This window comes from Arthrobacter sp. Y3225116 (genome assembly GCF_059091245.1).
Map to the genome: position 1 here is coordinate 1 of NZ_JBNHGL010000019.1, position 22,419 is coordinate 22,419.

The 22,419-nt window shown below is 62.8% G+C and carries 25 protein-coding genes; 11 read left to right on the top strand and 14 right to left on the bottom strand.

Annotated elements, in window-relative coordinates:
* Positions 1-163: 163 nt before the first annotated feature.
* From AC5RV2_RS03820 to prfB, 5 genes are all read right to left on the bottom strand, one after another.
* A complete protein-coding gene (locus AC5RV2_RS03820; protein ID WP_494000186.1) occupies positions 164-1,039 on the bottom strand; it encodes a branched-chain amino acid ABC transporter permease in 876 nt (291 codons plus the stop codon).
* Positions 1,036-1,920 (bottom strand): ABC transporter ATP-binding protein, encoded by an 885-nt coding sequence (locus AC5RV2_RS03825; RefSeq protein ID WP_494091248.1) that lies wholly within the window; start codon positions 1,918-1,920, stop codon positions 1,036-1,038. Before AC5RV2_RS03825 ends, AC5RV2_RS03820 begins: the two co-directional genes overlap by 4 nt.
* Complete coding sequence (locus tag AC5RV2_RS03830) at positions 1,917-2,681, bottom strand: ABC transporter ATP-binding protein (protein ID WP_494091275.1); 765 nt, start codon at positions 2,679-2,681, stop codon at positions 1,917-1,919. The genes AC5RV2_RS03825 and AC5RV2_RS03830 overlap by 4 nt, the downstream gene beginning before the upstream one ends.
* Positions 2,682-2,796: 115 nt before the next feature.
* A complete protein-coding gene (locus AC5RV2_RS03835; RefSeq protein WP_494012475.1) occupies positions 2,797-4,002 on the bottom strand; it encodes a substrate-binding domain-containing protein in 1,206 nt (401 codons plus the stop codon).
* 353 nt (positions 4,003-4,355) lie between these two features.
* Positions 4,356-5,474, bottom strand: coding sequence for a peptide chain release factor 2 (gene prfB / locus AC5RV2_RS03840; RefSeq protein WP_494067235.1), 1,119 nt, complete (start codon positions 5,472-5,474; stop codon positions 4,356-4,358).
* Between the two features lie 269 nt (positions 5,475-5,743).
* On the opposite strand from prfB, the gene AC5RV2_RS03845 reads away from it, so the two are divergent.
* Entirely contained in the window at positions 5,744-7,108 is a 1,365-nt protein-coding gene (locus AC5RV2_RS03845; RefSeq protein WP_494091249.1) for a S8 family peptidase, read from the top strand.
* Between the two features lie 221 nt (positions 7,109-7,329).
* Here AC5RV2_RS03845 and AC5RV2_RS03850 read toward each other — a convergent pair whose 3' ends face one another.
* Both AC5RV2_RS03850 and AC5RV2_RS03855 read right to left on the bottom strand, forming a co-directional pair.
* Positions 7,330-8,943: an esterase/lipase family protein gene (locus AC5RV2_RS03850; RefSeq protein WP_494091250.1), complete on the bottom strand. Its 1,614-nt coding sequence runs from the start codon at positions 8,941-8,943 to the stop codon at positions 7,330-7,332.
* Between the two features lie 126 nt (positions 8,944-9,069).
* Positions 9,070-9,234: a hypothetical protein gene (locus tag AC5RV2_RS03855; RefSeq protein WP_494091251.1), complete on the bottom strand. Its 165-nt coding sequence runs from the start codon at positions 9,232-9,234 to the stop codon at positions 9,070-9,072.
* A gap of 267 nt (positions 9,235-9,501) precedes the next feature.
* Between AC5RV2_RS03855 and AC5RV2_RS03860 the strand changes: the two genes are divergently transcribed.
* Complete coding sequence (locus AC5RV2_RS03860; protein WP_494091252.1) at positions 9,502-9,882, top strand: hypothetical protein; 381 nt, start codon at positions 9,502-9,504, stop codon at positions 9,880-9,882.
* Positions 9,883-9,983: 101 nt separating this feature from the next.
* Positions 9,984-10,217, top strand: coding sequence for a hypothetical protein (locus AC5RV2_RS03865; protein ID WP_494091253.1), 234 nt, complete (start codon positions 9,984-9,986; stop codon positions 10,215-10,217).
* Between the two features lie 159 nt (positions 10,218-10,376).
* Here AC5RV2_RS03865 and AC5RV2_RS03870 read toward each other — a convergent pair whose 3' ends face one another.
* Positions 10,377-10,886, bottom strand: a complete 510-nt coding sequence (locus AC5RV2_RS03870) for a DUF3800 domain-containing protein (RefSeq protein ID WP_494091276.1) — start codon at positions 10,884-10,886, stop codon at positions 10,377-10,379.
* Here AC5RV2_RS03870 and AC5RV2_RS03875 point away from each other — a divergent pair.
* The gene (locus AC5RV2_RS03875; protein WP_494091254.1) at positions 10,879-11,286 is read left to right on the top strand and encodes a hypothetical protein; all 408 of its coding nucleotides are present in this window, start codon (positions 10,879-10,881) and stop codon (positions 11,284-11,286) included. The genes AC5RV2_RS03870 and AC5RV2_RS03875 overlap by 8 nt on opposite strands.
* A gap of 240 nt (positions 11,287-11,526) precedes the next feature.
* Here the strand turns inward: AC5RV2_RS03875 and AC5RV2_RS03880 are convergent, their stop codons facing one another.
* Positions 11,527-12,096, bottom strand: a complete 570-nt coding sequence (locus AC5RV2_RS03880; RefSeq protein WP_494091255.1) for a hypothetical protein — start codon at positions 12,094-12,096, stop codon at positions 11,527-11,529.
* 277 nt (positions 12,097-12,373) lie between these two features.
* On the opposite strand from AC5RV2_RS03880, the gene AC5RV2_RS03885 reads away from it, so the two are divergent.
* Together AC5RV2_RS03885 and AC5RV2_RS03890 are read left to right on the top strand one after the other, a co-directional pair.
* On the top strand, positions 12,374-12,538 hold the full coding sequence (locus tag AC5RV2_RS03885) for a hypothetical protein (RefSeq protein WP_494091256.1): 165 nt from the start codon (positions 12,374-12,376) through the stop codon (positions 12,536-12,538).
* Positions 12,535-13,167 (top strand): CFI-box-CTERM domain-containing protein, encoded by a 633-nt coding sequence (locus tag AC5RV2_RS03890; protein WP_494091257.1) that lies wholly within the window; start codon positions 12,535-12,537, stop codon positions 13,165-13,167. Before AC5RV2_RS03885 ends, AC5RV2_RS03890 begins: the two co-directional genes overlap by 4 nt.
* Positions 13,168-13,722: 555 nt before the next feature.
* Here the strand turns inward: AC5RV2_RS03890 and AC5RV2_RS03895 are convergent.
* The 3 genes from AC5RV2_RS03895 to AC5RV2_RS03905 all read right to left on the bottom strand — a co-directional run bounded on the left by AC5RV2_RS03895 (position 13,723) and on the right by AC5RV2_RS03905 (position 16,143).
* A complete protein-coding gene (locus tag AC5RV2_RS03895) occupies positions 13,723-14,160 on the bottom strand; it encodes a DUF2871 domain-containing protein (RefSeq protein WP_494091258.1) in 438 nt (145 codons plus the stop codon).
* 76 nt (positions 14,161-14,236) lie between these two features.
* Positions 14,237-14,938, bottom strand: coding sequence for an ABC transporter ATP-binding protein (locus AC5RV2_RS03900; RefSeq protein ID WP_494091259.1), 702 nt, complete (start codon positions 14,936-14,938; stop codon positions 14,237-14,239).
* Positions 14,939-15,009: 71 nt separating this feature from the next.
* Entirely contained in the window at positions 15,010-16,143 is a 1,134-nt protein-coding gene (locus tag AC5RV2_RS03905) for an ABC transporter permease (protein WP_494091260.1), read from the bottom strand.
* A gap of 175 nt (positions 16,144-16,318) precedes the next feature.
* On the opposite strand from AC5RV2_RS03905, the gene AC5RV2_RS03910 reads away from it, so the two are divergent.
* From AC5RV2_RS03910 to AC5RV2_RS03920, 3 genes are read left to right on the top strand one after another with little or no spacing between them, the layout of a single operon-like run.
* Complete coding sequence (locus AC5RV2_RS03910) at positions 16,319-17,662, top strand: sensor histidine kinase (protein WP_494091261.1); 1,344 nt, start codon at positions 16,319-16,321, stop codon at positions 17,660-17,662.
* Complete coding sequence (locus AC5RV2_RS03915; protein ID WP_494091262.1) at positions 17,659-18,318, top strand: response regulator transcription factor; 660 nt, start codon at positions 17,659-17,661, stop codon at positions 18,316-18,318. The genes AC5RV2_RS03910 and AC5RV2_RS03915 overlap by 4 nt, the downstream gene beginning before the upstream one ends.
* Positions 18,315-18,515, top strand: a complete 201-nt coding sequence (locus tag AC5RV2_RS03920; protein ID WP_494091263.1) for a hypothetical protein — start codon at positions 18,315-18,317, stop codon at positions 18,513-18,515. Before AC5RV2_RS03915 ends, AC5RV2_RS03920 begins: the two co-directional genes overlap by 4 nt.
* A gap of 202 nt (positions 18,516-18,717) precedes the next feature.
* On the opposite strand, the gene AC5RV2_RS03925 is transcribed toward AC5RV2_RS03920, so the two are convergent.
* Positions 18,718-20,151, bottom strand: coding sequence for an SNIPE associated domain-containing protein (locus tag AC5RV2_RS03925; RefSeq protein WP_494091264.1), 1,434 nt, complete (start codon positions 20,149-20,151; stop codon positions 18,718-18,720).
* 292 nt (positions 20,152-20,443) lie between these two features.
* On the opposite strand from AC5RV2_RS03925, the gene AC5RV2_RS03930 reads away from it, so the two are divergent.
* Entirely contained in the window at positions 20,444-20,719 is a 276-nt protein-coding gene (locus AC5RV2_RS03930) for a hypothetical protein (RefSeq protein ID WP_494091265.1), read from the top strand.
* A gap of 50 nt (positions 20,720-20,769) precedes the next feature.
* Positions 20,770-21,093 carry a hypothetical protein gene (locus tag AC5RV2_RS03935; protein WP_494091266.1) on the top strand — a complete coding sequence of 108 codons (324 nt, stop codon included), beginning with the start codon at positions 20,770-20,772 and terminating at the stop codon, positions 21,091-21,093.
* A gap of 287 nt (positions 21,094-21,380) precedes the next feature.
* Here AC5RV2_RS03935 and AC5RV2_RS03940 read toward each other — a convergent pair whose 3' ends face one another.
* A complete protein-coding gene (locus AC5RV2_RS03940) occupies positions 21,381-22,316 on the bottom strand; it encodes a hypothetical protein (protein ID WP_494091267.1) in 936 nt (311 codons plus the stop codon).
* Positions 22,317-22,419 lie beyond the last annotated feature (103 nt).

The following is a 22,419-nucleotide window of genomic DNA, read 5'->3' on the forward strand; positions in this document are numbered from 1 at the left end:
TGCGGAACAGTTCCACGATGGGGACCTTCTGCTGCTGCTTCTTGTCGGCGATCTCCTTGAACACCGGGGACTCGTCCACCGAGCGGCGAACCATGTGTGTGCCCGGCGGTTGCGGCGGCCGGATTCGGCTGCGCGTCAGATTGCGGGTCGGTCTTGCTGGTGGTCATGATTTCCTCCCGAGCAGGCCGGAGGGCCGGAAGAGCAGGACAAGGGCCAGGGCCACGACGACGACGAAGTCCCCCGTGCCGTTGAGGTAGAAGTTCGCGAACTGCTGCAGCAGCGCCACCACCACCGAGGCGATGGCCGCGCCGGTGAGCGAGCCCAGGCCGCCGATCACGGTGACGATGAAGGCGAAGATCAGCAGCGATCCGCCCAGCAGCGGCGAGACGTAGCCGAAGTAGTGGCTGGCCAGCACCCCGCCCAGGCCGGCCGCGGCGCCGCCGATGGCGAAGACCAGCGTGAACGCCTTGCGGACGTCGATGCCCAGCGCGGTGACCATGGAGCGGCTTTCCACGCCGGCGCGGATGATCATTCCGTAGCGGGTGCGCTTGAGGAAGAACACCAGGCCCAGCAGCACGAACACCGCCGCGATGATGGCCACGAAGCGGTCGTTCGCGATGTCGGCGCCGAGGATTCTGGTGGTCTGGCTGAACCATTCGGGTCCGGAGATATAGACCGGGTCGGTGCCCCAGATCCCGTCGAACAGCGCAACCGACGCCAGCGAGAGGCCGACGGTGACCAGGACCTGTTCGATGTGCCGCTCGTACAGCTTGCGGATCAGCACGAACTCGGTGAAGGCGGCGAACAGGGCGCCCACGACGGCGCCCACCAGGAGGGAGCCCAGGAAGGTCCACCAGTTGTCGGCCCCGGCGCGGCGGGCCACCTCCCAGCCGGCGAACGCGCCGAGGGTCAGGAAGGAGCCGTGCGCGAAGTTCAGCACGCCCATCAGCCCGTAGATCAGGCTCAGCCCGGAGGCCACCAGGAAGTAGAGCGCGCCCAGGCCCAGGCCGGTGACGGTCAGCAGGACGATGGTACTCACTTGTGCACCCCGTTCGGGTCGGTGCCGGTCTCGGCGGCTGCGGGGGCGGCCTCGTCGTCGTGCCCGCCTTCGGCGTGGACGCCCAGCAGCCGCTGGGTCAGGTCTTCGTTGTCCAGGAAATCCAGCGCGCTGTCGGTGGTGTGGACCACCCGCCCGCCGGACAGCACCACCGCGCCGGCGGCCAGCTGGCGGACCACCTGCAGGTTCTGCTCGACCAGCAGGATGGGCACCGTTGCGGCGGCCCGCTCCAGCGTCTCGGAGACTTCCTGCACGATCTTGGGCGCCAGGCCCTTGGTCGGCTCGTCGATCAGCAGCAGCTTGTTCTCATTCAGCAGCGCACGCGCCAGCGAGACCATCTGCTGCTGCCCGCCGGAGAGCGTCCCGGCCATCTGCGAGGCGCGCTTGAGCAGGTCGGGGAAGAGTTCCTCCACCAGCTGCCGGCGCGGGGAGGCGTCCCGTTCGGCCAGCCGCAGGTTCTCCGCCACGGTCAGCTTGGAGAAGACCTCGCGGTCCTCCGGGACGTAGCCCACGCCGCGGCGGATGATCTTGTAGGTCGCTTCCTTGTCAATCCGCGTGCCGTCCAGCGTCACGCTGCCGCTGCGGGAGATCAGGCCGATGATGGCCTTGATGGTGCTGGTCTTGCCCACGCCGTTGCGGCCCAGCAGGGCGGTGATGCCGGTGGCGGGCACGGAAAAGCTGACGTTCTCCACCACCTGCTGGCCGGCGATGTGCGCGCTGAGCCCCGCGACCTCCAGCACCGGGCGGGCGTGGCGGTCCGGCCGTGCCGCGGCCGGCGACGTGGCGGTGGCGGTGGTGGTCGTCGGGGCGGGCGTGGCAGCGTCCTGCGGCGCGGCCGCGCGGCTTTCCGGGTGCTGGCTCATACGGGTTCTCCCAGGTAGGCGCTCTGGACGGTGGGATTGGCCATCACCGCGTCCGGGGTGTCGATGGCGAGCAGTTTGCCGTGGTGCATGACCGCCACGCGGTCGACAAGCCCGAGGACCACGTCCATGTGGTGCTCGACCATCATCACGGTGCAGCCGCGGTCGCGGTGCATCCGGCGGATGATCGCACTCAGCCCCGGCACGTCGCCGGAGGCCACTCCGGCCATCGGTTCGTCGAGCAGGATGACCGAGGGGTTGCCGGCCAGGAGCATGGCGATCTCCACCTTGCGCTTGTCGCCGTGGGCGAGGTCTCCGGCCGCGGTGTGCAGCTTGTCCTCCAGCCCGACCTCGGCCACGTTCTGCTTCGCGGCGGCGGTCGCGGAATCCGTCCGCGAGGGAAACCGGAAGACCGTGACGCTTCCGCCGAGGGCTGCCTGGGCCGCGAGCCGGACGTTTTCCAGCACGCTGAGCCGCGGGAACAGGCTGGAGGTCTGGAATGTCCGGCCCAGGCCGGCGCGGGCGCGGCTGTGGATCGAGGCCGACGTGACGTCCTTGCCGTCGAGCGTGATGGAACCGGCCGTCGGCTTCAGGACGCCGGAGATGAGGTTGAACAGGGTGGTCTTGCCGGCACCGTTCGGTCCGATCACGCCGACCATTTCTCCGGTCGTGACGGAGAATCCGACATCCTCGAGGATGCGGGCGCCGCCGATCTGCAGGCCGAGGCCCTGCACCGTGAGCGCGGGCTGATCTGGGGAGGTCATCATGTCACTTTCTGTCCGGTCGAGGACCCTGTCCGCGGCCGGGGCGCCGCCGCCGGTTAGGTCGGCGGCGCCCCGGTACTGCAGCAGTGCGGGCCTGCCTGTGGTTGTGCTGCGGTTACTTGGCTTCCGGCGGAGCCACCGTGTCGGCCGGAATGGCCTTGATCAGCTCAGGCACCCACTCGCCGTCCTTCTCCACGAGCTTGGCCTGGTACATCTCCTGCAGCAGCGCGTGGTCGGAGGCACGGATGGTCGTCTCGCCCTTGGGCCCTTCGAAGCTGTAGCCCTCCAGCGCCTCGACCATGGCATCGACGTCGTTGCCGCCCTCCTTGACCGCCTGCACGATCATCTGGCCGGCGACGAAGCCGTCCGGGGTGAAGAGGTCGGCCTTCTTGCCCTCGGCCTCAACGCTTTCGATCATGGCCTTCTCCACGTCGTTGCCGGCTGCTCCCGGGAAGTAGTGGTTCAGGAAGCTGATCTTGTCCGAGGCCTTGCCGTAGGCGCCGAAGGTGGCGGCGTCGCCCAGGCCGGTCACGATCGGGGCGGCGTCGAACGCGCCCTGCTGGCTTAGTGCCTGCCACATGGAGCCTGAGGTGGCGCCGGCCCAGGCCACGAAGACCAGATCCGGCTTGGCGTCGATCAACTGGCGGGCGAACGGCGTGAACTCGGTGGCGTCTTCGGGTACCAGCACGTCATCGACTTCGGCGCCCTGCTCGCCGAGGACGGCTTCGACGGCGGCGAGGTTGCCTTGGCCGAACGCGTTGTCCTGGCCGAACACCACGACCTTCTTGCCCTTGAGGTCGTCCACGAAGGTGCCCGCGGTTGCGACGTCCTGCAGGCTCTGGCGGCCGGAGCGGAAGGTGTAGTCGTTGATGCCCTGCAGCGCGTCGGTGGCGGCCGGGCCGGAGATGTAGAGTACCTTGTTCTGCGCGGCCTGCTCGGCGAGCTTCAGCGCGATGCCGGACACCACGGTGCCGGCCAGGATCTTGTAGTCCTTGCCGATCAGGTCCTTGGCGACGTTGACCGCCTTGTCGGGGTCACCGCCGTCGTCGTGATAGGTCAGGTTGAGCTTGGTGCCGTTGACCTCGCCGGTTCCCTCGGTGGCGTAGTCGATGCCTGCCTGCAGACCCTGGTAGTAGGCCGCGCCGTAGGCGGCCAGCGGGCCGGATTCGGAATAGACTATGCCCACGTTGATGCTCTCGGGGGCGTTGCCTTCCTCGCCGGCCGCTCCGGCGGTGTCGCCGCCGGCGGTCGGCGCGCACGCGCTCACGGTCAGTCCGGTGACCAGCGCCGCGGCCATCAGGAACTTCTTCGTTGCCTTCACTCCGATGCCTTTCGTTGAAAAATGTGTCAAGGAGTATCTCTGGAACTGTCTGAACCTGATGGTCAGGTCCCCCAACCTGAAAGGTGATTCAGATTACGGCAAATCTATGGTGTGGCTCACAGGGGTGTCAACAGTCGCGCGGGGTCGCGAAGGTCACGATTCGGTTGCAGGCGGACGAAACTTCGGGCGGCGGGCACAGCCTGACAGGCGAGGGGCACCGCGAAGCGCTGCAGGCGTAGGCGAGTCCCGTCCCGGATGCCCTTCGTCAGGCAGGCCTGGGCACACGCCTAAACGAAGAAGCCCGGCCGCTCCTGGTGGAGCGGCCGGGCTTCGTGCGACAGACAGATCGCGGTTTAGTTTTCCGCGTTGCGGTTGTTGGCGCGCCAGCGGATGCCGGCGTCGATGAAGTCGTCGATTTCGCCGTCGAGCACCGCGCCCGTGTTGCCGACCTCGTGTTCGGTGCGCAGGTCCTTGACCATCTGGTACGGATTGAGCACGTAGGAGCGCATCTGGTCGCCCCACGACGCCTTGACGTCGCCGGCGAGCGCCTTCTTCTCGGCGTCCTGCTGCTCCTTCTGCAGCAGCAGCAGCCGGGACTGCAGCACGCGCAGCGCGGCCGCACGGTTCTGGATCTGGGACTTTTCGTTCTGCATCGACACGACGATCCCGGTGGGGATGTGGGTCAGCCGCACGGCGGAGTCGGTGGTGTTCACCGACTGCCCGCCCGGACCGGAGGAGCGGAACACGTCCACCTTGATCTCGTTGTCCGGGATGTCGATCGAGTCGGTCTGCTCAATCAGCGGAATGACCTCGACGGCGGCGAAGGAGGTCTGGCGCCGTCCCTGGTTGTCGAAGGGGCTGATCCGCACCAGGCGGTGGGTGCCGGCCTCCACGGAGAGGGTGCCGAAGGCATAGGGCGCCTTGACCTCGAACGTTGCCGACTTGAGCCCGGCTTCTTCGGCGTAGGAGGTGTCCAGCACCTGGGTCGGGTAGCCATGGCGTTCGGCCCAGCGCAGGTACATGCGCATCAGCATCTCCGCGAAGTCGGCGGCATCGACGCCGCCGGCACCGGAGCGGATGGTCACCACGGCCTCGCGCTCGTCGTACTCACCGGAGAGCAGCGTGACGACTTCGAGTTCGGACAGCGCCTTCTTGAGCGAGGCCAGTTCGCTGGCCGCCTCGGCCATGGAGTCCGCGTCGCCGGCGTCCTCCTGGCCCAGTTCGACCAGGACTTCCAGATCGTCGATCCGTGCCGCCAGTTTCTCCAGCCGTTCCAGTTCGCTCTGGCGGTGCGAGAGCCTGGAGGTGATTTTTTGCGCCGCGGCCGGGTCGTCCCACAGATCCGGCACGCCCGCCTGCTCGCTCAGCTGGGCAATATCTTTGCGGATCGCCTCCGCGTCGGAGACGGCTTCTATGGATTCATACGTGGCGCGCAAGGCGCGGATTTCAGCGGGAAAGTCGATCTCAGCCATGGTCCTCCCAGCCTACGCCATGGCGGGGAATCCTCTGTCCAGCGAAAACGGCGCCTGACAGCCCCTAGCTCAAGCGCAGGCGCGTGCAATAACCTTTGGAGAGTGCGGGATGCAGGTGCCGCGTATGGGGTTGGGGCCTGATCTAAATCCACTTATTGGGGGAGGCTGCAATGCCCAGTCAAAGTCGCGGATCCGTTCAGAGCCTGCGGAAGAGGCAGAAGCCCGAAAGCCGGCAGGACGGCCCGCGGTCAACCACATCGCGAAGAATCTTGGGAGCTTTCGGCGCGCTCGTGCTGGCCGCAGCAACCGTCGTCGCCGCTTCCGGTCCCGCCGCCGCTGGACCCTCCACCGCAGGGGCGTCCGCTACGGGGGGCGCCGCCGCGGGAGAAGAACACGGCTACACGGTCGTTCTTAAGGACAGCATCGGGAATGTCGATTCCACCGCCACGGCCCACGGGGAGAAGTACGGGTTTACGCGGTCCAACACCTACGAACACGCGCTGAAGGGATACTCCGGCACCATGACGGTCTCGGAGGCGAAGCAGCTCGCTGCCGACCCGGCCGTTGAATTCATTGCGCCGGAGCGGCAATTCGCGCTGCCGGAAAACGTGACCGGCGACAATAACGGGACCAGCGGCGCCGAATTCCTTCCGCCCGGGTGGCTGCGGGTCGGCGGCACGCCGGAGGAGGCAGCCGAGGACGGCCGGCAGATCACGGTCAATTCCGCCGTGATCGACACCGGCATCGACAGCACCCATTCGGACCTGAACGTGCGCGGCGGCGTGGACTGCTCGTCAGGTACTCCGGTCGAGGTAGCTCCCGTCGACCGGTTCGGGCACGGAACCATGGTCGCCGGGATCCTTGGGGCGAAGAACGACAACGCCGGGATCATCGGCACCGCGAGCGGAGCCCCGCTGTGGTCCGTCCGGGTTATCGCAGACGACGGCACCATCACAGAAGCTGCCATTCTCTGCGGCGCCGACTGGGTGGTCTCCACTCACACGGACGAGGACCCGGGCAACGACATCAGGGTCGCCAACATCAGCCTCGGCAGCCCCGGCCAAGAGCAGGGAACCTGCGGCAACGGGATCGACCCCCTGCACAAAATGATTTGCCAGGGCGCCGAGGAGGGTGTCGTCTGGACGGTCGCCGCCGGCAACGCGACCGGGGACATCTCGAACACTGTTCCGGCCGCGTATGACGAAGTGCTCACCGCCACCGCCATGGCTGACTTCGACGGCCGCCCCGGCGGTAGGGCAACGGCGAGCTGCAGCGGATACCCTTTTCCCACCCCCGACGACGAGTTCGCCCTCTTCTCCAACTTCGCCACCCAGCCTGCCGACCAGGAGCACACCGTCGCAGCCCCCGGGGTGTGCATGACCTCTACGGTCCCAGGCGACCGGTACGCGAACGCACACGGCACCAGCTTCTCCAGTCCGATCGTCGCCGGTTCGGTGGCGCGGTGCCTTGAGAGCGGGGTCTGCCAGGGAGACGGGACGGCCGTGATAGAGCAATTCCGCGCAGCGGTCGCGGAGTACAACCAAGAGAATCCCCAGTACGGGTTCGTCGGTGACCCCCTGCGACCGGTCCCGGGCCGGTACTACGGTTACCTGGCCACCGTCATGCCCTTCTGAGGGGCCAGCAGCAGTCACGGGCGCGGAGCGAACCGCGCATGATATCCGCTTAATGGTCTACATCGAGGACGAAAACTGTACCGCTGTTCGCGCGCCGAAATGTGGTGTGGTCACTGAGTTGCGAACCGCCGCGGAGTCGTTGATTCTCCGGGACCTATGGACAGACATCGGCGATAGTGACCCGACAGACTGGCGACTAAGTCCTCTTTACTTTGACCTGGTCAATTGTCCGCTGCGATGCCAACTAGCAACCGGGCCCAGAAGCCGGTTCCGCCGATGTCGAAGGACCAACATGATGGGCTGCCTGGAACGACCCTCGCCCGCTGAATCTCGGATTGATTACCCAGAGTTGCCCGAGTCTGGAGCTGATCGACAGTCAGCGCATCTTCTCCTGTCAGATAGCGCTCGCCAGTATGTACAAAGATCTGGGGCGATTCCCCGGGGAACACCTGAATGTAATACTGCTTCCGAAAGACCACATTATCCGAGAAACCGACGCCATACGTATCTCGTTCCCCTACATAAAAGTCAGTACGGAATACAAGGCCCTGGGCGTCGTCCGGCTTGACTCTGGCGTCCACCCATCCCTCCCAGATGAGGCGATTGGGCCCGGCCCAGCCCATTGATCCGTCGCCGTAAGCCGCCAGCGGCTCCCTAAGTTCGTCCTCGAGCGCAGGGAGTTGATCTGTAAGTTCCGTCTCATGGAACGGGCCGTAACAGTTCTGGGCCGCAGCGCTTTGGTGGAACAATTCAAAGTCTACATACCGCGGCTTGATCGACACACCGAAATAGAACTCGCTCTTCCCGAACCTGTCGCAGCCGCGAGTGATAACGGCCTCGTCGAGGGACAGCGAAACTTTGTGTGTTCCATGAAAAAACCTCATTGAGATCTCGTATGCTTCTCGCGCGGTAACGAGCGAGTCCGGCCCTCCATGACATTTATGCATGAAGGTGCGCGGCGCCCCTGGCAGTTGCGCGGAAGCCTGCTTCACAAGCCCATCGCTCCGGTTGTACGCCAAATTGCCCTCGTCGAACAGGCTGGCCGACCGATTCAATGCGGATGCGGAGCCGACATTATACGACCGGAAGTCGGTACCAACGACGGTGAGGATTCTCCGCATATCAAACGCCTTCTTCCATTCAAGGAAGCGCATCGATTCAGGATCGAACGATTTCAACTCGTCGCTTGCATCATTGAGCTTCGGCAGCATGCGAAGCAGCCAAGCCGGGGCGCGTTGGAAGGCGATGCCGCGGTGCGGAGTGCCCAGTGTGACAATCCGATTGATCTTTCGCCTGGCGGAGCCTTTCTCGTCGGCTTCCATTGCAAGAACGCCCTCGCGCGTAACAAGCCCGCCCATGCTGTGGGCGACGAGGTCGACGCCCCGGTACTCCTCGCCATGCCGGATCGCTGATCGCTCGATCAACTCGATGAGCCGCGCCAAGCCCTTACCGTAGTTCTTCAGCGCACGTGGGCGGAGGTCGTAATAGCGGTAGACCCAGATAGTGCCGGCGGTTCCGCCAGACAAGACCTTGCTCTCGACCCCGGGGTCAAGGACGACGGTGCCCTCCATCGAGTCAGAGTCGATATCGGTCTTGATCGGAGGAGCGCTGACGCTATCGGAGTAGAAGCCCACGACGTTCGTGGCATCGTGGTATGGGTATGTCGGTGACTTGAGTGCGCGGAGCAGGTAGCCCTCATAGATGTAATTCTCGCCCCGCCGAGTCGGATACACGGTGCCGTCATTGAAGCCCTGATAGGGGCTGGTCTGATCGTCGGACACGTCGGCTCCACCGAACCCCCGCACCAGAACCAGCGGACGGAGAATATCTGCCATTGGAATCCCCTCTGCACTAACGGTGGGCCACGACCGATATGGGATTTTGACTATGATAGTCGACACATCATGCTGGCCAAATGACGCTCACGTCAAGAGAACGCCACTAATGGCGCTTGCCGGCAATCAATCAATGAACCGGAGCACGGCCGACATCAGGGTGATCATCACCCACCCCGGGACATCTCCGCGTTCGCTATCTTCGGCCTGCGCCGCGCGTCGCAATCGATCCAGTCCTCCACTCCACAGCAGTGAAATCGTGACAGTGAACATGAGCGGGAGTTTCATCATGGTGTAGTTCCTTCCCTTTAACCCCCAGTGAGAATTTCCATCGGTCGACTTCACCAGCCGAGATTGATCAGCGCCAGGCCCGGATACACGGCGAACAGCACGGTCAGCGGCAAGACCCCGAAAACCAGCGGCACCGCCATTGCGTAGTACTACCGCTTCTGCCATGCGATAAGGTTTCACCCAATACTGCGCGACACCTAAGCTTGGAGCATCAAGAACGCGAGCTGCCGAGGAACGACTGATCCTGCTGACCGGAAGGAAAAACCAATGGAGTTTTGGCAAGCTCTGGTGATTGCAGCAGTCCCGTCAGTTGCGGCTGTCCTGACTGCGGCTTTAGGCTTCCGCGATTTAGGCATGCGCCGCCGTTTGGAAACCTCGAAACAGTTTCTTAATCTCTTCGCAACTGCGCACGGGCGTCCTGTTGATGGTCGCGATGGTGTCGGCGTCGGCGAGCAGATAGCAACTCTTCACCTGATTGCTGACTTCGCCGTGTCCGAGGAGCTTGTCAGAAACGCAGCGCGCGAAGGGCTCCGTGAGTTCGCCACTTGGGATCAGAATGCCGATGCGTCCCGGCAAGAAATTGCTTCCTCAAGCTCCCAGCGGAAAATTGCTCATGCTGCCACGGAAGCGTTGAAGAGGCTTGAATAATCAATTCCCGGCACTCGATTGCCACTGCAGATGCCGGGTCCCGAGCCAAAGCGCACGGGCGGCTAAGCTCGGAGCATCAAACCAGAAGGAGAGAGAGATTCATGGCCAACGTGACAATAACGTCCAACGAACAGAAAAAGCCGTCGGAGCGCCGCTTCAGGGTCAAGGCAACAGGCGAGACGGGCGTAGGCGTAGGCGCTAATGGTGGAGGCCCGTTGGAGACGTTCGCCTCTATTGGAGGACGGCTGAATGTAAACGTCATAAGCCTGTGCGTTGAGGATACCGGCGAGGTTAAAACCTTTCGCGCGGATGCTTTAGAAGAAATACAGGGCTAGAGCTGCTCGCGCCGGCGATCGCCGTCGTCGTTTTGTCATGGCAACGTGTCCGCCGCGTGACATATCTGTCACTTTGACATTCATGACCGGGAGGGGCTCACTAGCCTCGCGGCCCTTCTAGGGCCCCCGGTCTCTAAACTTTTCATCAGGGTGACCGTGCTAGATGCTTGGCACAGGCGGGACGGGCGAAAAATAGACGCTGGGCTCCCCGGACTCGCTCAAAACAGAAGTCTTCCCCCAGGGAGCCGCTGCGTAGTCGTGAACGATGCGGTCAGTACGTGGCCAAGGAACAGTTTGCGGTGGCGGCGCTGCCACTGGCTCGCGGCGCGGATGAGTGATCATTCCATAACCATTTCGCTCGCCACGGCGATGACGCATGGCAGGCCATATCAACCGGATATATCCCGGATCTCCAGTATTCAAGTAACGGCTGACGCTGCCGGCGACTAGGTCAGCAAGTTGGATTCCCGGACTCTCTTCAGAAGGCAAGAACGCGATGGTATCCAACATGTTGGCGTAATTCTTGATCAGAGCGGAACCACTCCGCATAGCTTCACGAAGTGCCACGTCTTCGGCGTTCTCTTCATCCATCATGACAAAGCTGTGCGTCTTGAAATCCTGTGAGTCCATTTGAACCCTATCCAGAAGCAGCGAAACTGCTTTGACGATTGCGGATTCGTCGTCGGAGGTTCACGTTGATCCACTGCGGCGGCTATCACTCGCAGCGAAGGGACTTGGAGCCGAGCCCGAAGGCAGCGCGACGCTGCCGGAGGTCAGTCATACCAGCGTCGAGCATCCAGTTTCGCCGCTGCCTCTTTTTATCGTGCCCACCCTTACCAACATGGTGAAACTTGAGTTCTGCCGGGTATTCCAGCGTGAGGTTAAATCGTTGAGCAGCGCCACGGACATTGGCCGCCATTGCAGGAATCTGATCGGCGTTTATGCCAATTCCGGCGATGACGAGCCAGGGATTCTCGGGGTCTCTTACGCGATCACCAGAGTCATGGAAGTAGTAAAAACCTACCGCGCCCTGCTCTCGATAAAGAAGAAAAAGCCAGAATCTCAATGATACTGGACTCGATTACCTCTGCGTGCCAAACGGCCGCGACTACTCATGCCCGTTTTCGTGCCCGGTCGGAGCAGCTTCCGGGCAGCCTACGGGCGTTATTGAAAAGGACGGCCAAGAACAGCGATCCCACCATCACAGAGAGAAATGTCAGACGGGGGTACCAGCCCTTTGCCGTGGGGAGGGCGTGCAAGGCACCCAGTAGGGGCATGCCCCCACCCTTTGATGCCATCTCGGTGATCTCTACCTACCGGGCACGGTTAGCGTTTGCTCGTATGAAGTCAGGCTACGAAACACCTCAGCCATGCGCAGGTCATCGCGCATCGCGTCCGTCAGCCGCTGATGCTTAAGCATAACCGAAACTACATGCTCTTGAACCGCCGCGTAAGCCGCTTCCTTCGCCTTCTCTTTGATTTGGTCAACGTCGTCGCTGAATCTTCCCTGCCGTAAAGATTCCATAAGTTGGGCGGCTGCTTCGTCAGGGATGAGCTTCAACTCTGACTTTATTTGCTTCGTTGCGTTGTATAACTCTGTGGCCTGACGCGCTACCTTGTCACCCGCTACCATCATCAGCTGCATCCAGGCCTCATTACGCGCCTGGTCGTAAGTGAACTGCTCGTCCCTATCACCGTAAACAAGCGTATGGAACGTGCTGGCTGAAATCGGGTTGAGAGTAATCAAAAAGTTGCGGTACGCCTTTATCTTCTCGTTCCTCAACCATTGTCGGTGCTCGTTTGTTCGCGTCAGCACAGAGCCGATAACGGTGCCACCGAGCGCTGCACTTAGGGCTATCAGAGCAATCAGGATCTCCATGCCTCTAAGGCTACGATGAAGCGCCTTAAAGGCATGGAAATCCTACCGTATATATGTGTACCGGCAGCAGCGCCGTCGCCCGTCAAACGGCATACACCGACGGTGGCGCTGCTATGCCGTGGTTCTACCTCGGCTGCGCCGCGCAAATCCACCTGAACCACTGCTGCGGTCTTGGGGAAACCGAAGCCGATACGATCCGCGTGTTTCAGCGGAAATGCCGTGCCGACACGTCCCATACCTCCCACGCGACGGATATTGCTGCTGGTAGAAATGGTATATGGCAGCTGGATCACCACAAGGCCGGGCGTGGTTCACGACGCCGCAGCAGGTCAACCAGCGCCGGTACGAGGCACTGCGGGCGGTCTCCGTCGAGGGCCGCGGTTATAGGGGCGCCTGCGCGACGTGCTGGTGCGTGTACCAGATTGAGGAGTGGGGTCGTTGAACATCGGTGAGTACTACGCGCTGTCCGCCGAGACCGCGGGGCTGCTGGATCGATTGAAGGCGCTTGCCGACCGTTCCAAGGAGGCATTCGCAGCGGGAGACAAGCGAATGTTCCATGTGTGGGGCAATGAGGCCAAGCCCGTCTGGGATACGGTGCAAACCAATCTCACGACAATCGCACGGGGCATGTTGGCAGACAAGTCTGACAGTCGATCGGGCACGGATTTAAGCAACATTGAGCAAGTTCACCACGAGCTCACCCAACGGTTCGTTGAGTACACCAACGGCATGCAGGCGTTCATGATGACGGTCAACCGCACGAACCCGCAGTTCTTGGTCCCAGAGGCGCCCACGAGGCAGGCCTCAGGCGGCGGATGCTACGTTGCGACTGCCGTGTACGGGTCATACGACGCACCTGAGGTGCTGGTTCTGCGACGGTTCCGTGATGAAATTCTCGACGCGAATGCAATTGGGCGCGTGTTCATCCGGCTCTACTACGCGGTGAGCCCGCCGCTGGCGAAGCGTCTGGCTCGCACTACTCGACTGAACCGCGCTGTGAGGCGAGTGCTCGACCAAGTAGTCGGTTCCCTCGAGCACACCGAGTCCGTTGACCGCGATTGGACAACTTAGTTGGCGGGGATCCGGGACAAGTTGCTGGCGGACATTCCTTGTTTCGCCACAACCGGGACAATCTAGTAGATAGTCGCTACTAACGCGGATTTCCACACAGTTGGTTAGCCGCAAGGGGGACGGGCGATTTCGTAGTGCAAGGTGCGGTTGTCCCACCGGTACCTTGTGCCGATCTGGTGTTGCCATAGGACTTCTGGCAGGCCCACTGCACGACCGCGAGAGGTAGCGGCTGGGCGCGTCTCCAGGGCGCTTCCCTTGCAAATAGGCGCATCCACGCGCACAGCGGCCGAGCATCCATGCTATGGCTCGGGGTCCGGTTCCGCGGACACGCACTATGCCGACGACTCGGTTGACTCCGGCGAATCCGTCGCACACGGTTACACGAAGTACTCGGTTCGACATCCTAGGTTCCCGCCATGGTGATTGCAGCGTCGATGCCGTCGTTGATGGTCACGGGCACTGAAGCCAAACTGTGAGGTCGATCCACCGTTTTGGGGCGCCCGTGTCCGGGGATTCCAAGTTCGGCGTCATATCTTCCGTCTTCGGATCAGTGGGTCAGTTGGCGGGGGCGAATTCGGCGGTGGATGTTTCCATGCCGGAGACGCGCTTGCCGAGGGTGATGAAAAGCAGGACTAGGCCGGCGGTGAGGCCGATGTGGCCCAGCCCGGAAATGCCCGCAATGGCTGCCGAGGGCGTGGCGCCTTGGAGGGTGAAAATGCCGCTGAGGATCATCATCGCGGCAGTTAAGGCCAGGCCGGAGTTGTAGGTCCAGAAGAACGCGGTGAACATGCGTGAGCCGGTGAGGCTGAAGAGTTTGTCCAGTGCCAGGACGGTGAGGAAGAAGAGCATGCCCAGGGCCAGAAGGTGGGTGTGGACCACGGACAGCTGGCTGTCTGCGGTGAAGTCGTTTGCTGTGGTGAATTCTCGATGGAACAGCCCGGACGCCAGTCCGGCGATCATGTAGGTGAAGGCGGCGTAGTAAAGCTTTTTCATGTGGGTGGTCCTTCGGTTGATGGGATGGGAGGCGTTTGGCGTCCGGGAAGGGCGCGCGTGTGGGCGGAGTCGGCCGTTAGGTGTTCGTGAGTACGGGGGCGGTGAGTCTTCCGTCGCGCATGGTGGCGACTGAGTCGGTCAGCGAGACGAATTCGGTGTCGTGTGTGACCATGACGGTGGCCACCATGAACTCGTCGGTAACGCGGCGCAGGAGCCGGACGACGGAATCACTGCGATCGTGGTCCAGGGCTGCGGTGGGTTCGTCCACGAGCAGGACCTTGGGGTTTCCCATCAGGGCGCGGGCGATGTTGACCCGCTGGCGCTGGCCGCCGGAGAGTTGGTGCGGTCGCTTGTCAGCGCTCGAGGCGAGTCCGACGACGTCGAGTATTTCCCCGGCCTTTGCGCGGGCGGCATTGACGGACTTGCCGCGCAGGTGGTCCCCGATGATGAGTTGTTCGGCGGCGGTCAGGGACGCGAGCAGGTTGGGCTGTTGGAAGATGATGCCGATCTTCTCCCTTCGCAGCGCGGTGCGGTCCTTGTCGCTGAGTCCGGTGGCATCGGTGCCGTCGATGAGCACCAGCCCATGCGTGGGGCGGACCAGGGTGGCGGCGACGGCCAGAAGGCTGGACTTCCCGGACCCTGATGGCCCCACGAGGGAGGTCATCTTGCCGGCTTGGACCGTGAGGTTCACGCAGTCCAGGGCTTTGATGGTTCCGTCCCCGTCCGGGTATTCAAGGGTGACATTGACGAGGTTCAGGGGGCTGGAGGTAGAGGACATCGTGGTACTTTCTTTGTGGATTTGCACGGGGAGGGTTCGGGGCTGCCGAGCGGGGCCCTGCTTGCGAGTGGCTAGTTGCCGCCGAGGGCGATGAGGGCGTCGACTTTGGTTACGCGGCGAACGGCCAGGGCCGCACCGGCCAGGCCGAGGGCAATGATTCCCACGATTGGCAGCAGCGTCGTTGCGGGAGTGACCAAGAAGGGAGCTACTTTCGCTGCGAAGAAGCCGCCGAGGACGCCGATTCCGCCGCCGAGCCCTGCGCCTGCGAACAGGACGATGGCTGCCTGTGTGATGGCGTCGCGCAGAACATAGCCGCTGGACGCTCCCATGGCTTTTAGAACCGCGATGTCGCGGGTCCGTTGGACGGTCCAAACCGTCAGGAAGGCCACGATGACCAGGGCGGAAATGCCGTACAGGAAAGCCTGCATCAGAGTAAGGGAGCCATTCTCGCTTTTGTAGGACCCCAGTGCCTGAAAGGATTCGGTGCGCGAGGCGCTAACGGTATGGGCCGCTGTATTGGCGGCGGCCTCGTCAACCGTGGCACCGGCCTTATAGGTGATGGCGGCGACGGTCCCTAGCTGTTCCGGGTCGCTCAGGTGGGCGAGCTCGGCCCAGGTCGAAAGGGCGGTCCAGGCGACACTGGTGTGGGAGTACCACTGGTCCTCTACCACGGCGCTGACTGTCAGTTCGGTGCCTCCGACGCTGGCCTCGTCTCCGACGCCCAGGGAAAGGGCCTCGGCGACGGTTTTTCCGATCACGACGGTGTCAGCGCTGACATGGGAGGGTGCCAGTTGGCCGTCCGGAGCAACGCCGAACACGGCGACGTTGGTGGTGCCGGTACCCGATCCGGTGTCTGCGGCCACGGCCTGGAAGCGGGTCTGGCTGATGCCCAAGGCTTCGGCGTTTTGGACGCCTGGACGGTTCTTCCAGGTCTCAAGCTGCGCGGCGCTCACTTCGCTCTCGGTAAAGGAGGCCTTGGGTTCGTTGGTGCCCGGGGCGCCGAAGACGATGCTGTCCACGGCCTTGGCGGTCACGCCGCTCCCGTTGGTGGTGCCGAGCTTGCCAATCGCGGAGGTTGATTGGTCACCGAGGCCGGCTGTCAGCCCCGAGAGCATGACCAGCAGTAAGGTGATCAGGGCAACGACACCGCCCATGAGGGCGAACCGGCCCTTGGCAAAGCGGATGTCGCGGATAGCAAGAAACACGTTCGTTCTTCTTTCGATGGATGACGCGGCGGCCGAACGGCTCGTATATCCACTGTCCCGCGGACTTGGCCCGTCGCCGTCGTGCAGGAGGTTGATCTGGGCCGGTCAAACGGCTGATCCCAGGGTCAACCTTTCGGTTGATCCGTCCCGACCCGAGGGCGCATAATCTGATCCAATGCCCGCAAGAGACTCCCTCCCTCCCTCGGACCCCGCTAGTCCCTCAACACCGGGCGATGCGCTCCTTACCGGTAACGAGGTTGCCCCCTCCGTTGCGGTCCTGCGCGTCCTGAGAATTACCTTGCACGTGGGCTTCGCCGCCCTGCTCGGAGTGGCTGTCCTGAGGCTGCTGGCAGGCGGCGGGACAGGCCCCCTGCGATACGTCCTGACCGGGATAGCGCTCGTTCTGGCCGGGATTTACATGACCGGAACGATCCTGGAAAAGCGCTTCGCCGCGGGCAGGACCGGGTTCGACCCCCGCCGCTACGGTGTCCTGTGGCTGGGGCTCATAACGGCGCTGTGGGCCGTCCTGCTGGCCGGGAGCGCCGATTTCGCCTGGCTGGCGTTCCCCCTCTTCTTCCTGCACCTGCATCTTTTACCGCGACCGGCTGCCCTGCTGACGATTGCGCTGATGACGACGGCGGTGGTTGCCGCCCAATGGGCCGCCAGCGGACTGACCGTTCCGCATCTAGCGGTGGTTCTGGGTCCGGCTTTTGGCGCGGCATTTTCCGTCATTACAGGGCTGGCCTACAGGGCGCTCTACCGTGAGGCGGATAACCAGCGCCGTGCCGCCAATGAACTCCGCCGGACCCGAGCAGAACTGGCATCCTCTCAGCACGACGCCGGTGTCCTGGCCGAGCGCGAACGACTGGCCCGGGAAATCCACGACACACTCGCGCAGGGATTGTCCAGCATCGTGCTGGTTGCCCGCGCGGCCGAAAAATCTCTCGCGGACGGAGATACGGCCACCGCTGCCGCACGCTTCGCGCTGGTGCGGCAGACCGCCTCCGACAACCTGGCCGAAGCTCGCAATTTCGTCCGTGGACTTTCCTCTCCACACCTTCAGGAATCACCCTCCCTACTGGAAAGCCTGCGTAGGCTCTGCGCCACAACGGAAACCAGCGCCGCGGCCCGGGGCGTCGGGCTGCGGTGCCGGTTTGAACTGGATGGAGATCCCGTTGAGCTGCCGCAACCTTACCGGGTGACCCTGCTCCGGGCCGCGCAGGCGAGCTTGGCCAACGTCAGTGACCATGCCAATGCCAGCAACGCGGTCGTTACGATCTCTTTTCTCGCCGATGAGGTCACCTTGGACATCTATGATGACGGTGTCGGCTTCGATCCCATCGGGGTGCTTACCCGGCTGGAGGCCCGTACGGACGGAAGCGGTTTCGGTATCCGCTCATTGCAGGAAAGGGTGACGGCCCTCAAAGGCTTTTTTCAAATTGAATCAGTCGTTGGGGAAGGTACGGTCGTTGCCGTCCGCCTGCCCTTGGGCGACGCCCCAAGAGGGGACCAATCATGAACGACGTCCACATCCTGCTGGTCGATGACCATCCCGTCGTCAGGGCCGGTCTGAGGGCGATGCTCACCGCCTTCGAGGGCATCTCGGTCGCGGCGGAAGCGGCAGACGGTGAGGCAGCGCTGAAGGAACTGAAACGGCTACAAATCCTTGGCGACCCGGTCCACGTCGTGCTCATGGACCTGCAGATGGGCGCCGGAATGGACGGAGTCACCGCCACCTCGCAGATCAAGCTGCTGGAGGATCCTCCACCCGTCCTGATCCTTACGACCTACGACACGGACGCCGACATCCTCGCCGCAGTGGAAGCCGGAGCCAGCGGCTACATGCTCAAAGACGCACCTCCCGAACAGATCCACCAGGCCGTACTCGCCGCCGCCGCCGGTGAAACGGCACTGGCGCCGAGAGTCGCGGCCCTGCTCATGGACCGGATCAGCAACCCCGCGCCTACACTCACCCCGCGGGAAATCCAACTGCTTGAATTGCTGGCCACCGGGCTATCCAACCGGGCTATCGCCAAACAGGTCTTCATCTCCGAGGCAACCGTGAAAACCCATCTTGTGCACATTTACGGAAAACTCGGTGTGGACAACCGCACGGCCGCCATCGCTGCTGCAACCCAGCGCCGCATCATCCGGGCCCCCGGCCAGCAGGCATGAGCCTATGGACTGACACGTCGGTGGTCGCATTCCACTTGACCTACGTCGCCACGATTGGGGTGGCGTTCGTCATGCTCCTGGGACAAGTCCTGGCCTTCATCGTCGTGCTTGCACTGGCCGCCGGAGCCCATGTCCTGGTAGGTGCTGGCCGCATTCTCATTCACCGGCCTCACTCAACCGAAGAGCGGCGATCCTGACGACTCCGCAAGGGACACCTTCGTTAATTTCGGCGATCATTCTCTCGGCAGCGACGTCGGTGGACGCCGCAATCCGGCGTAGGCCGGCCGGATTGCGTTACGAAAGCCTCTAACCGCTGGCTGCGACGGTCCATCGCGGCGCTCCAACGGTTACTCCACCTGGTTGCGCCGGTGCTTTGGGGAGGCTGTCACAGACTCCTTCCTAGACCTTTTCATCAACTTCGCCGCGGCTGAGGTGGTATTCCTCGGCCACGTACTCGGTGGTGAATTCCACGATCTCAACTTGGTGCTCCTTGAGCACCTCGAGCACCTCGGAGGGCTTGACGTAGAAGAATTCGCGTCGGGTGTTGATCTTGTTGACCCGCTGTTCAGCAAAGGTGCGGTGCAACATCGCTTCGACCCCGACTGCGTCTTCAGCGAAGAACAAGGCGTGGACGTCGAAGGTGAACGGCACCGAGGCGTCACCGAGTTCTCGGACCCGGTCCATGGGTTCGAGCCGACGGGTCATACCTATCTTCACCATGTTTTCGCCAAAGGCGCCGACGTTGGAGATCACGTAGACGTAGCCGGCCCGGATGTTTGCGGCCCGGTAGTCGACGTCGGAGATGGCCTTCTCGGCGTCTTCGATCAGTGTGCGCATCCGCTCGGCACCCTCGGCGTCGCCCTTGGCTTCCAGAGCGGCTAGAGTCGATTGGTAATGACTGCGTTCCTTCTCCAGCTTCTCCCTAGCTTTGGCCAATTCCTGCTCGACGCGCCGCTGTTCACGGAGCTCCTCGCGACGGGCGCGCTCGGCTTCCTTCTCGGTCTGCAGTGTCTGCAGGTGCCGGGCAGCCAACGACATTTCGGTCAGCCGCAGCCGGTGGTACTCGGGAGAGACTTCCAGGTCGATCATGGTGCCCTGCTTCACGATCTGCTCCCGGGCCTTGGACAGGCGGGCCTGGGCGGTCTGCAGATTTCCGGCCTTGACCGTCTTGACGCAGTTCTCCGCCTCGGCGTTGTAAGCGCGCAGCATGATCTGGGACATCTGGGAGACAAACTTCTGCCCCTGTTTGGCCGAATTGTTGAACGTGAAGTTACTTGAGGCCGTCACGGCTAGCTTGGAGCGCACCATGTCCTTGATCCTTGCCCGCACAGTTTCTAGTTCGGCCGCCAGCTGGGCGGATGACTCTGCCGGGTGGGCGTAGTCAAACAGCCCGAAATCTTGCAGTACGGTCTGGTCGCGGGCCGTCACCAGCTCCCGTTGGACTGCCTCCAGCTCGACACGGACGGCGTCCAACTGCTGCTGGTACGCCATCAGTTCGGACTCCGCCCGGTGGCGGACGGCCGCCAAGTCGGCTTCCGCTTGCTGCTTAAGCTGATTTACCTCATCGAGGTCTCGAAGCCCGTGCTGGTCGATCAGATCCTGCAGCCTCTGGTTTTCCGCCATCTCTGCCTCGGCGACCTGCCGGGCGTTGAAAAACCCCAGTTTTCGCGTCTTCGCCAACCTTCCGGAAGGCTGCTGCACTTGGTGGTTCTGGCCCGGGACCGGTTGCTGCGGTTGTGCGGGCTGGGTGTGTTCGGTCCACTGGTTGCCATCCCACCAGCGCACGATCGACGGGTTCTGCCCATCCGGGTACCAGCCCGCGGGTGTATTCACGTTTCCCCCAAATATTAAGTACGCCGCTCCGAATTGACCGCTCCTGAACTATCTATCACCCGAGCACGACAATATCGAAATCAAAGTCGCTCAAGTCCGCCGTACCGGGATCAGGAACGGCGGATTCCGATGAACCCTGCCTTCTATTCAAGAACATCGTTCCTGCTTTGCCACAGCAGATAACGCCGGTCCATATGTTTTACCCATCGGACGGACTAGCTGGCCGCCCAGATAAGTCTGCCTCTTCCCGAGGCGCAGGTAAGCTCATGGACGGGAAGCGGAAAGAGGGATCATGGGTGCAATGACAGGATCGGCGGAAGAACGGATGCAGGCGGCATCCAGGGTGCTGGCCGATCAGGAAGACTACCTGCGCGGCATGCACTACCTGACGGACCAGGAGCTGCTGGCCCAACTCAGGGAATCGATTCGGGCCGAGAAGGGAATTCTCGACAGCTGGGCCGCGGCGGGGGAATTCTTCATTATCTCGGCCGCCGGGAAGGTCCATCTCCCGGACTGCCCCAGCATGCGCCGAGTCATGGACCGTGATGCGGCCTGGCTCCCTACCTAAACCATCTGGACAGAGTCAGGGACTGGCATGGCAGCGACAATGCCCCTGCGATGCCGAACCTGCTAACGCGCCAGCAAGTCGAGGCGCTCCGCCGCTACACCGCATGCCCTGTCTGTGCACCCACCTTAAATCACCCCGATAAGCGCCCCGGTGTCCGCGGTTGGACGACCCTTAAGGCCGGCAGCCTCAAGAGCCATCATTTCGGAACCAGTTTCAGCGTCGAGGACGGCACGCCGCTGGGCATCCTGGTCCGGATCGCCACCGTGGAGACCGTCGATGGACTCGACTTCACCGCAGAGTTTGACGGCACGGCCACACCCGTCACCGACGCGGTCGCTCTGGTCAGGTACAAAACCAAGATCAGGACGTATTAGCCCAAGCGGCCCCACCCCGTTACCCAGATGAATGACACGCGCCACGGCACCCCTGGTCATTTGGTTCCGTAGCTTTGGTGACGTCGCGCTCCTGCAGTGCCCGAGGGTCGCGGCGTTCGGCATCCGGTTCACGGCGACCAACTGGTCCAGGTTTAGGCCGGTCAGCTCGGCGAGGTCGAAGCAACATTCAGAGGTATTGACCTAAGGCGGCAGGACCGGTCAATGCGAGCACTCCAGCAACTGCTTCCAGAGGTTAGAACGCAAACCGCTGCCGCCCATGGCCCGCCTTATCCCGCTTCGGCTCCTGAAGGCATCCGTTCGGATGCCTTGACGGTGTTGGGCATCGGGATGTGCGCCAGCAGGTTCTCGGGGTCCCCTTTAGCGCTGATGTAGATAGCGGCGTCGATGGCATCGTGGTTGAGCGCGTAGAAGGCTCTCCAAAGCAACGCCAGCTCGCGAAAATCCTGGTCCTCGATCTCCACGGCATACTCCGGCGCTTTTCCCGTTGCCCTCTTAGCCTTGAACACCTGCCCTGTGGGACGGCCAGATGCATCCCATCCCCGGATCCCGTGCGTAGCGAAGTTCCGCTGCTGGTACCAGGCCCGGTAGCGCTCCCCAATGTCAGCGAGAGCGGGACTGAGTGTTCCAAGGTCATCGAGTGCATCTGCAAGTTGGCTGCCACTTGCCCCATAGATCGTACCGGGCGGCTGCCCGAGCAACTCCCGTGCCGAGAGTACAAGTGCAACCAGTGCCACGTCGCACCGAGATGCCTCGGTGACGACACGGCCGACGTAATATGCATACTCCTCTTCACGCCAAGGAATCTGATTCAACTGAGTTCCGGAGTGCATAAATGGGGACGAGCCCAGCCAGCACTGTTCTATGTAGCGAGCATCGGCGTCGGAGAGGCGATGCGTCCATCGTGGCTGGCGTAACCCGCTCGGCCCCATGTTGGTAACGCACACTTCGACGCCCGTTCCTTCCACCAGACGCACGGCCCGGACCTCGCGGTGACCGACGTCCAGGAGCTGGTCGCCGTTTCCGCTCAGAAGCTCGAGATTGCTGTATCCAAGTACGAGCACCTGTGGTTCCCAAGCATCGTTGTACCCCGCAGACGCGATTTGCACGTCAGAGCGGGAATGTGCCGACCTTTCGAGAACTTTGTAGCAGCCCTGGACGTGGTCGCCGTCGTACCAGGTTCCGCCAAGTGATTCGTTCGTCACAGAACCACAGTACCGATCTTGCCCGAGACAGGATCTTCAACCTGAGCAGATCGCGGGACTGCTGACCGGTCGTTCGCATGCCTGGCGCTTACGAATGCGCCCC